This window comes from Mycobacterium sp. (assembly GCF_049281135.1).
GTDB lineage: Bacteria > Actinomycetota > Actinomycetes > Mycobacteriales > Mycobacteriaceae > Mycobacterium.
In genome coordinates, this window is the sequence record NZ_JBAPRN010000026.1 from 1 (window position 1) to 8,240 (window position 8,240).

Sequence of the window (8,240 nt, forward strand, 5' to 3'; positions counted from 1 at the left end):
GGCTTTACCCATGTCGAGCTGTTGCCCGTCGCCGAGCACCCGTTCGGGGGCTCGTGGGGATATCAGGTGACGTCCTACTATGCGCCGTCGTCCCGATTCGGCACGCCCGATGAGTTGCGCGCGCTCATCGACGCGCTGCACCAGGCCGGCATCGGCGTCATCGTCGACTGGGTCCCGGCCCACTTCCCCAAGGACGCGTGGGCGCTCGGCCGGTTCGACGGCACGCCGCTCTACGAGCATTCCGACCCCCGCCGCGGTGAGCAACTCGATTGGGGCACTTACGTCTTCGACTTCGGCCGTGCCGAGGTGCGCAATTTCCTGGTGGCCAACGCGCTGTACTGGCTGGAGCAGTACCACATCGACGGACTACGTGTGGACGCCGTCGCGTCGATGCTCTACCTCGACTACTCACGCCCCGAAGGTGGCTGGACACCTAACATCCACGGGGGGCGGGAGAACCTGGAAGCCGTGCAGTTCTTGCAGGAGATGAACGCCACCGCCCACAAGGCGGCGCCCGGCATCGTCACGATCGCCGAGGAGTCGACCTCGTGGCCGGGTGTCACCAGGCCGACGACCGTTGGCGGCCTGGGCTTCTCGATGAAGTGGAACATGGGCTGGATGCACGACACGCTCGACTACATCAGTCGCGATCCGGTGTACCGCAGTTATCACCACCACGCGATCACCTTCTCGATGCTCTATGCGTTCAGTGAGAACTTCGTGCTGCCGATCAGTCACGACGAGGTCGTGCACGGCAAGGGCACGCTGTGGGGCCGGATGCCGGGCAACGACCACGTGAAGGCGGCCGGACTGCGCAGCCTGCTGGCCTACCAGTGGGCGCACCCGGGCAAGCAATTGCTGTTCATGGGTCAGGAATTCGGGCAGCGTGCCGAATGGTCTGAGGAACGCGGCGTCGACTGGTTTCAGCTCGACGAGAACAGCTTCTCGACCGGAATATCCCGGTTGGTCGGCGACCTCAACTCGATCTATCGCCGTTCATCGGCGTTGTGGAGTCAGGACATCAAGCCCGAGGGCTACTCGTGGATCGACGCCAACGACTCCGCCAACAACGTCCTGAGTTTTCTGCGGTACGGCAGCGACGGCTCGGTGATGGCCTGCGTGTTCAACTTCGCCGGCGCTGAGCACAGCGGCTACCGTCTCGGCCTGCCCAGCGCGGGGCGGTGGCGCGAGGTGCTCAACACCGATGCGACGGTCTACAACGGCTCCGGTATCGGCAATCTGGGCGGCGTCGACGCGACCGATGCGCCGTGGCACGGCCGTCCGGCATCGGCGGTGCTGGCGCTACCGCCGATGTCAGCGCTGTGGCTGGAACCCGCAGAGGCCTCCTAGTACAAGGGCCGCCTAGTACAGCGCGTTAGCCAGGTTGCGTCGTCCCGCGACGACTTCGGGGTCGGCGGGATCGAACAGCTCGAACAGCTCGATCAACCGCGTGCGCACTGATGTCCGCTCGTCGCCGGCCGTGCGCCGCACGAGCCCGACCAGACGGCCGAACGCGCCTTCGACATCTTGGCTCAGGATCTGGACATCAGCAGCGGCGAATGCCGCCTCGATGTCGTCGGGCGCGGCGTCGGCAGCCGTGACTGCATCCGGCCCGTGAGCGGTCGCGCGCATCAGGAACGCGATCTGGCGCACCGCGCCTTTGGCTTCGGCGTGGTTCGGGTCGCCGTCCAGGATCGCCTGGTAGGAGTCGAGCGCCGCCCCGAGGTCGTTGTCCTCGAGCTGCTGGCGAGCCTGAGCGAGAGCCGGATCCACTTCCTCTGGCTCATCGGAATCGGCAGCGCCACCGAGCTTTCCAGCAGTGGCCGACAGCAGCGAGTCGATCCAGCGGCGTAACTGCTCTGGCGGCTGCATGCCCTGAAAGCTGGAAAGAGGTTGCCCGGCACCCAATGCCACCACGGTGGGGACCACTTCGACACCGAAGATCTGCGCCACCCGGGGAGCCACGTCGACGTTGACACTGGCCAGCGACCATTTGCCGTTGTCGGCGACGGCCAGATCGGACAAGATGTCGGCCAGCTGAAGGCAGACATCACTGCGCGGCGACCACAGCAGCACGACCACTGGCACCTGGTTGGAGCGCAGCAGCACTTCTTGTTCGAAGTTGGCCTCGTTGACCTCGACACCGGCTGCGGCCGCCGAGCCGTCACCGCGCGTCTCGCCGGCGGAGGGTGGCGGTTGCTTCAAGGCGGACAGATCGACTGCGCCGCCGGTCAATGCGGGCCCAATTGGGGAACGTGGACGGCTCACATCTTCAAGTCTGGCACGGCGCCGTCGACGGGGTTTCATCCGGTTCGGACGGCCGTATGAGCAACATCACATCATGCGTTGCCAACCCGCGGTCGGCAGGTTGGCAGCAAACTTCTGGACGCATGTCCTGCCACACCGGTGGCAAACTGTACTGGCCGGTAACTAGCCAGCGCGAAGGATCAGCGCATCGCCCTGACCGCCCGCGCCGCACAGTGCAGCAACGCCGTAGCCGGAGCCCCGGCGGGACAGCTCGAGCGCGGCGTGCAGGGCGATCCGGGCACCCGACATGCCAATCGGATGCCCGATCGCGATGGCACCGCCGTTGACGTTGACGATCTCGGGATCGATGCCGAGTTCGCGGGTCGAGGCCAGCGCGACCGCGGAGAACGCCTCGTTGATCTCCACCACTTCGAGCTGGTCGACGGTGATGCCCTCGCGGCTCAAAGCCTTCTTGATCGCGTTGGCGGGCTGCGACTGCAGCGTCGAATCCGGGCCGGCCACCACGCCGTGGGCGCCGATCTCGACCAGCCAGGTCAACCCCAGCTCGGTGGCCTTGTCCTTGTTCATCACGACGACGGCGGCGGCGCCGTCGGAGATCTGCGACGCCGAACCGGCGGTGATGGTGCCGTCCTTGCGGAACGCCGGCTTGAGGCCGGCCAGCGACTCGGCGGTGGTGTTGGCCCGGATGCCCTCGTCCTCGGTGAACTGCAGCGGGTCGCCCTTGCGCTGCGGGATGCTGACCGGCACGACCTCGTCGGCGTAGACGCCGTCCTTCCAGGCTGCGGCGGCCTTCTGGTGCGACCGCGCGGCGAATTCGTCCTGTTCGAGGCGAGTGAAATTGTCGACGTCGTTGCGCTGCTCGGTGAGCGCACCCATGGGCTGGTCGGTGAACACGTCGTGCAGGCCGTCGTAGGCCATGTGGTCCAGGACCGTGACGTCGCCGTACTTGTAGCCGGAACGGCTGTCCATCAGCAGGTGCGGGGCCTTGGTCATGGACTCCTGGCCGCCGGCCACCACCACGTCGAACTCTCCGGCCCGAATGAGCTGGTCAGCCAGTGCGATGGCATCGATGCCCGACAGGCACATCTTATTGACGGTCAGCGCCGGCACATCCCAGCCGATGCCGGCCGCGACGGCGGATTGCCGCGCCGGCATCTGGCCGGCCCCCGCGGTCAGTACCTGGCCCATGATCACGTACTCGACCAGCGAGGCCGGCACGTTCGCCTTCTCCAGGGCGCCTTTGATCGCGATGGCACCCAGATCGCTGGCGCTGAAGTCCTTCAGCGAGCCCATCAGCTTGCCGACCGGCGTGCGTGCGCCAGCAACGATCACCGATGTCGTCATGACTACCTCCAGAGCGGGGTTCAACAGCCGATCGAAAAGATCGGGAGAAGCGGATTCGTTCCCGTCAGGTTACCGTTACGTGATGACCACCGATCAAGTTGACACCCGTCGAGTTCTCAGCACCGCTCTGGTGACGGCAGTCGACCACGTCGGCATCGCGGTCCCCGACCTCGACGCAGCGATCGCGTGGTACCACGACCACCTCGGCATGATCGTCCTGCACGAGGAAGTCAACGACGATCAAGGAATTCGCGAGGCAATGCTGTCGGTGCGAGGCGCCGCGGTCGGTAGCGCGCAAGTTCAGCTGATGGCCCCGATCGACGACTCGTCGGCGATCGCGAAATTCCTCGACAAGCGTGGTCCCGGCATCCAGCAGTTGGCGTATCGGGTCAGTGACCTGGACGGTCTCAGCGAGCGCCTGCGTGAGCAGGGCATCCGGTTGCTGTACGAGACGCCCCGGCGCGGCACAGCGAACTCGCGGATCAACTTCATCCACCCCAAGGACGCCGGCGGTGTACTGATCGAGTTGGTCGAGCCCGCCGAGGATTCAGAGCACTAACTCCACTTTCGGGTCGGTCCGCGCGTTGCCCGGTTAGACCAGCACGGCGTGTGCCAATGCCGTCGGTCGTCGAGGGCCACCTCGCCGAAATCGGCTAGCCACACCACCACATGAGCTGTGCCCGAGCGTATTTCGTGGTCGCAACCCGGGCAACGATACGTCTTGAGCGCTCGCGCGCCGGCCACCGGCCGAACCTCGTAGTCATGTCCATCTGGCCCGGTCTCCACGCGACGCGCAGCGGGCAGCGGCCCAAACGACTGCTGCTGGCGCGGTGAACTACGGCGTCGAGCCATGACACCAGTCTAGTGAGGCAGCTCAGAACAACCGGAACTCATCGGAATCCATGCCCCGCATCTTGTCGTAATCCAATGTCAGACAACGAATTCCGCGATCAGTGGCTAAAGTTTTCGCTTGCGGCTTAATCTGCTGCGCGGCGAACACTCCGCTCACGGGCGCCAGCAGACTGTCCCGGTTGAGCAGCTCCAGATAGCGGGTGAGCTGCTCGACCCCGTCGATTTCGCCGCGGCGCTTGATCTCTACTGCGACCGAACGCCCCTGTTCGTCGCGGCACAACAGGTCGACCGGCCCGATCGGCGTCATGTACTCACGACGTACCAGGGTGTAGCCCGCCCCGAGCAGCTCAACGTGCTCGGCGAGTAACACCTGCAAGTGGGCCTCGACGCCGTCTTTGACCAGCCCGGGATCGAGCCCGAGCTCATGGCTGGAGTCGTGCTCGATGTCCTCGACAGTGATGCGTAACTGCTCGCCGGCCTTGTTCTGCACCACCCAGACCGGCGCTTCTCCCTCGGCCTCCTCGGACAACCAGCACGGCGGGCTCATCCAGTTCAACGGCTTGTAGGCACGATCGTCGGCGTGCACGCTCACCGAGCCGTCGGCCTTGAAGAGCAGCAGCCGGCGCGCCGAGGGCAGATGAGCGGTGAGGCGTCCGACGTAGTCCACGGTGCAGCGGGCGATGACGAGGCGCACGCAACACACCTTAAGCATGGGCAGCGGCAGCAATTAGGCTGACGCCACCATGGTGGCTAAGCGATCGACCGCGCAACGGCTGGGGCGAGTGCTGGAGCGGGTGACTCAGCAGAGCGGTCGACTGTCGGAAACACCGGCGTACGGTTCCTGGCTGCTCGGGCGGGTATCGGAGAGTCAGTCCCGTCGGCGAGTACGCATCCAGCTCATCCTGACGGTGTTCATCGTCGGGGCGAACCTGATCGGAATCGCCGTCGCGGCGCTGCTGTTGACCGTCGCGTTCCCCACTCCGAGCATATTCAGCGACGCACCCCTGTGGATCACCTTCGGCGTCACGCCGGCCTACTGCACCGTCGCGCTCGGACTCGGTACGTATCTGATCACCCACCGGACCATCGCCGGCCTGCGGTGGGCGATCGAGGAGCACGAACCGACCCCGGCCGACGAGCGCGCCACCTTCGCAGCTCCGTTTTGGCTGGCGTTCGGCGTCCTCGTGCTGTGGGTCCTCGGTACCGCGTTGCTGACGACGCTCTATGGGTTGGCCGACAGCACGTTCATTCCGATCGTGGGCTTCTGCGTCAGCGTCTGCGGCATTTTGGTGTCGACCGCGTGCTATCTGTTCACCGAGTTCGCGCTGCGCCCGGTGGCCGCTCAGGCGCTTGAGGCGGGCCGGGCGCCGCGCCGATTGGCCCCCGGCATCATGGGCCGGACGTTGACGGTGTGGCTGCTCGGGTCTGGTGTTCCGGTCCTGGGCATCATGGTTACCGCGCTGCTGGGCGGCGTGCTGCTCGACAATCTGAGCAAGACCCAATTGGCGGTAGCCATTTTGGTGGAGTCACCCGCTGCGCTGATCTTCGGCTTCGTGTTGATGTGGATTCTGGCCTGGTTGACGGCGACGCCGGTGCGGGTGGTTCGGGCGGCGCTCAAGCGGGCCGAAGACGGCGATCTGCGCGGCGACTTGGTGGTGTTCGATGGCACCGAACTCGGTGAGCTGCAACGCGGATTCAACTCGATGGTCGACGGCCTGCGCGAGCGCGAGCGCGTGCGTGATCTGTTCGGCCGGCACGTGGGACGCGAGGTTGCCCTTGCCGCCGAACGGGACAAGCCCGAACTCGGGGGCGAAGAGCGTTATGTCGGAGTGGTTTTCGTCGACATCATCGGCTCGACGCAACTGGTGACGAGTCGGCCGGCCGCAGAAGTCGTGCAGCTACTCAACCGGTTTTTCGCGGTGATCGTCGAGGAGGTGGACCGTCACCACGGACTGGTCAACAAATTCGAGGGCGATGCCGTGCTGGCGGTTTTCGGCGCGCCCAATCATCTCGACCGGCCGGAAGACCAAGCCCTCGGCGCCGCGCGGGCCATCGCCCGTCGTCTCGACAGCGAGGTGCCCGAGTGCAAAGCCGGCATCGGGGTCACGGCCGGCAACGCCGTCGCCGGCAACGTCGGCGCCAAGGAGCGTTTCGAATACACGGTCATCGGCGAACCGGTCAACGAAGCGGCCCGACTGTGCGAGTTGGCCAAGGACGAGCCGAGCCGATTGTTGGCATCCTCGGACACCATCAACGCCGCGAGCGCCGACGAACGGACGCACTGGTCGCTGGGCGAGACCGTCACGCTGCGCGGCCACGACCAACCGACGCAGTTGGCGACGCTGATCTAGTCGAGAACGCCGTGGGTGAACACGGCACGGCTGAGCCGAAGCCAGGCTTTCCGGAAACCACCGGAGTCCATGCGGTCGGGCGCACGACCGAGCAGAACTTCCATGATTGGTGCATAACTCGATGCCGCCAGTAGCACCGCGCTGATCGCTTCGGGGTGTCGATCTGGGTTCCGGCGTCGTCCGCGCTGGCCCGCAACGCCTGCCCCATGATCTGGTGCGCGAACGCGAGGTTGCGTACCCACAATTCATCGACCATGTCCCGGGTGGCATCAGGTTCGACGAGCATCAACCGCACGGGGTCCGCGTTATCCGCAATCGTTCGCTGTGCCGCGGCGGTGACGGGCGCGAGAGCGCCCAACCGTACGGCCGACGTCCGCATCCGGTCGAGACCACGGCGCAGCGCGGCCCGTGAACATCAACCTTACTGCGGAAATGGCGGTACTCGATTGCAACCTGAGTAGTAACTAAGTAGTCTCACCGTACGTTTTGTGCCTGGTCTGACGACGTCGGCAGTCAGCAGTCGGGGCGCGTTTTCCTGGGCCACGAAAGGAAACCGAGTATGGGCTCTGAGTCGGCGCCTTCAATCAGTGACCAACGCCGTGGGCGCCCACGCGACGAGTCTGCAATCGAGTTCTTGCGCAACTTCCCGGCCCTGCTCGCCCTCGACCGACTACCCGTCCCCATCCTGGCCGTCGATGACGCCGGCGAAATCGCCTTCGCCAATGAGGCATTCGCTGCGCTGGTCGGATACGCCCGCGACGACCTGGCCACGATGAACGCGCAGTCCCTGGTGGCGTGTATCGCCCCAGCGGATACCGGTGTTGTCGCGGTCCTACGCGAGCACGCCAACACGGTGGTCCGGCTGATACATGCAGACGGGTGGACCATGCCAACATTGCTCAGCGACTCGGTGCTGATCCGCGAAGGCGAGAAGCTGGCCGTCGTCGCGTTCACCGATTTGACCGAAATCGCCTGGGCCACATCACCCGACGACGACCTACTGCCCGGCTAGCCGGAGCTGGCCGCCCGCGCGTGGGGGTCCCACAGGACATTTCCAGGTTAACTGCGCGGTGCGGCCTGGTGCCTACTGCGACTGATCGGGTTGGTCACCGACCTGGTCTTCTACCAACGCTGGGCGGTCGATCTGGTTGCCCCGGGAGCCCAGGATCATCCGTGGTGGGTGCACCCGTCGCCGGCGGTCTGGTGGTCGGTGTTATGGCGCGGCTCGGGTCGAAGAAGATCCGTGGTCACGGTATGCCCGAGGCGATCGAGGCGATCCTGACCAATGGCAGTAGAGTTGAGCCGAAAGTTGCTGTGCTGAAGCCTATTTCGGCGGCAATCAGCATCGGCACCGGTGGCCCGTTCGGCGCCGAGGGGCCGAGGGGCCGAGGGGCCGAGGGGCCGATCATCATGACCGGCGGCGCG

The 8,240-nt window shown here is 65.6% G+C and carries 9 protein-coding genes; 5 read left to right on the forward strand and 4 right to left on the reverse strand.

Features of this window, described 5'->3' with window-relative positions:
- Window positions 1-1,350, forward strand: a 1,350-nt coding sequence (glgB, locus tag WAN02_RS01025) for a 1,4-alpha-glucan branching protein GlgB (RefSeq protein WP_422261985.1), incomplete at its 5' end; no start/stop codon positions are given.
- A 12-nt stretch (window positions 1,351-1,362) separates the two neighbouring features.
- Here the strand turns inward: glgB and WAN02_RS01030 are convergent.
- Together WAN02_RS01030 and WAN02_RS01035 are read right to left on the reverse strand one after the other, a co-directional pair.
- Window positions 1,363-2,268 carry a co-chaperone YbbN gene (locus WAN02_RS01030; RefSeq protein ID WP_422261987.1) on the reverse strand — a complete coding sequence of 302 codons (906 nt, stop codon included), beginning with the start codon at window positions 2,266-2,268 and terminating at the stop codon, window positions 1,363-1,365.
- A gap of 162 nt (window positions 2,269-2,430) precedes the next feature.
- Window positions 2,431-3,612 (reverse strand): acetyl-CoA C-acetyltransferase, encoded by a 1,182-nt coding sequence (locus tag WAN02_RS01035; RefSeq protein WP_422261989.1) that lies wholly within the window; start codon window positions 3,610-3,612, stop codon window positions 2,431-2,433.
- A gap of 79 nt (window positions 3,613-3,691) precedes the next feature.
- On the opposite strand from WAN02_RS01035, the gene mce reads away from it, so the two are divergent.
- Window positions 3,692-4,171 carry a methylmalonyl-CoA epimerase gene (mce, locus tag WAN02_RS01040; protein ID WP_422262001.1) on the forward strand — a complete coding sequence of 160 codons (480 nt, stop codon included), beginning with the start codon at window positions 3,692-3,694 and terminating at the stop codon, window positions 4,169-4,171.
- On the opposite strand, the gene WAN02_RS01045 is transcribed toward mce, so the two are convergent.
- The gene (locus WAN02_RS01045) at window positions 4,168-4,464 is read right to left on the reverse strand and encodes a hypothetical protein (RefSeq protein ID WP_422261991.1); all 297 of its coding nucleotides are present in this window, start codon (window positions 4,462-4,464) and stop codon (window positions 4,168-4,170) included. The genes mce and WAN02_RS01045 overlap by 4 nt on opposite strands.
- Before the next feature lie 22 nt (window positions 4,465-4,486).
- Window positions 4,487-5,158, reverse strand: a complete 672-nt coding sequence (gene nucS / locus WAN02_RS01050) for an endonuclease NucS (protein ID WP_422261993.1) — start codon at window positions 5,156-5,158, stop codon at window positions 4,487-4,489.
- 49 nt (window positions 5,159-5,207) lie between these two features.
- Between nucS and WAN02_RS01055 the strand changes: the two genes are divergently transcribed.
- From WAN02_RS01055 to WAN02_RS01065, 3 genes are all read left to right on the forward strand, one after another.
- Window positions 5,208-6,815: an adenylate/guanylate cyclase domain-containing protein gene (locus WAN02_RS01055; RefSeq protein WP_422261995.1), complete on the forward strand. Its 1,608-nt coding sequence runs from the start codon at window positions 5,208-5,210 to the stop codon at window positions 6,813-6,815.
- A 559-nt stretch (window positions 6,816-7,374) separates the two neighbouring features.
- Window positions 7,375-7,827 (forward strand): PAS domain S-box protein, encoded by a 453-nt coding sequence (locus tag WAN02_RS01060; protein ID WP_422261997.1) that lies wholly within the window; start codon window positions 7,375-7,377, stop codon window positions 7,825-7,827.
- A 164-nt stretch (window positions 7,828-7,991) separates the two neighbouring features.
- The coding region (locus tag WAN02_RS01065; protein WP_422261999.1) for a chloride channel protein at window positions 7,992-8,240 on the forward strand (249 nt) is incomplete at its 3' end.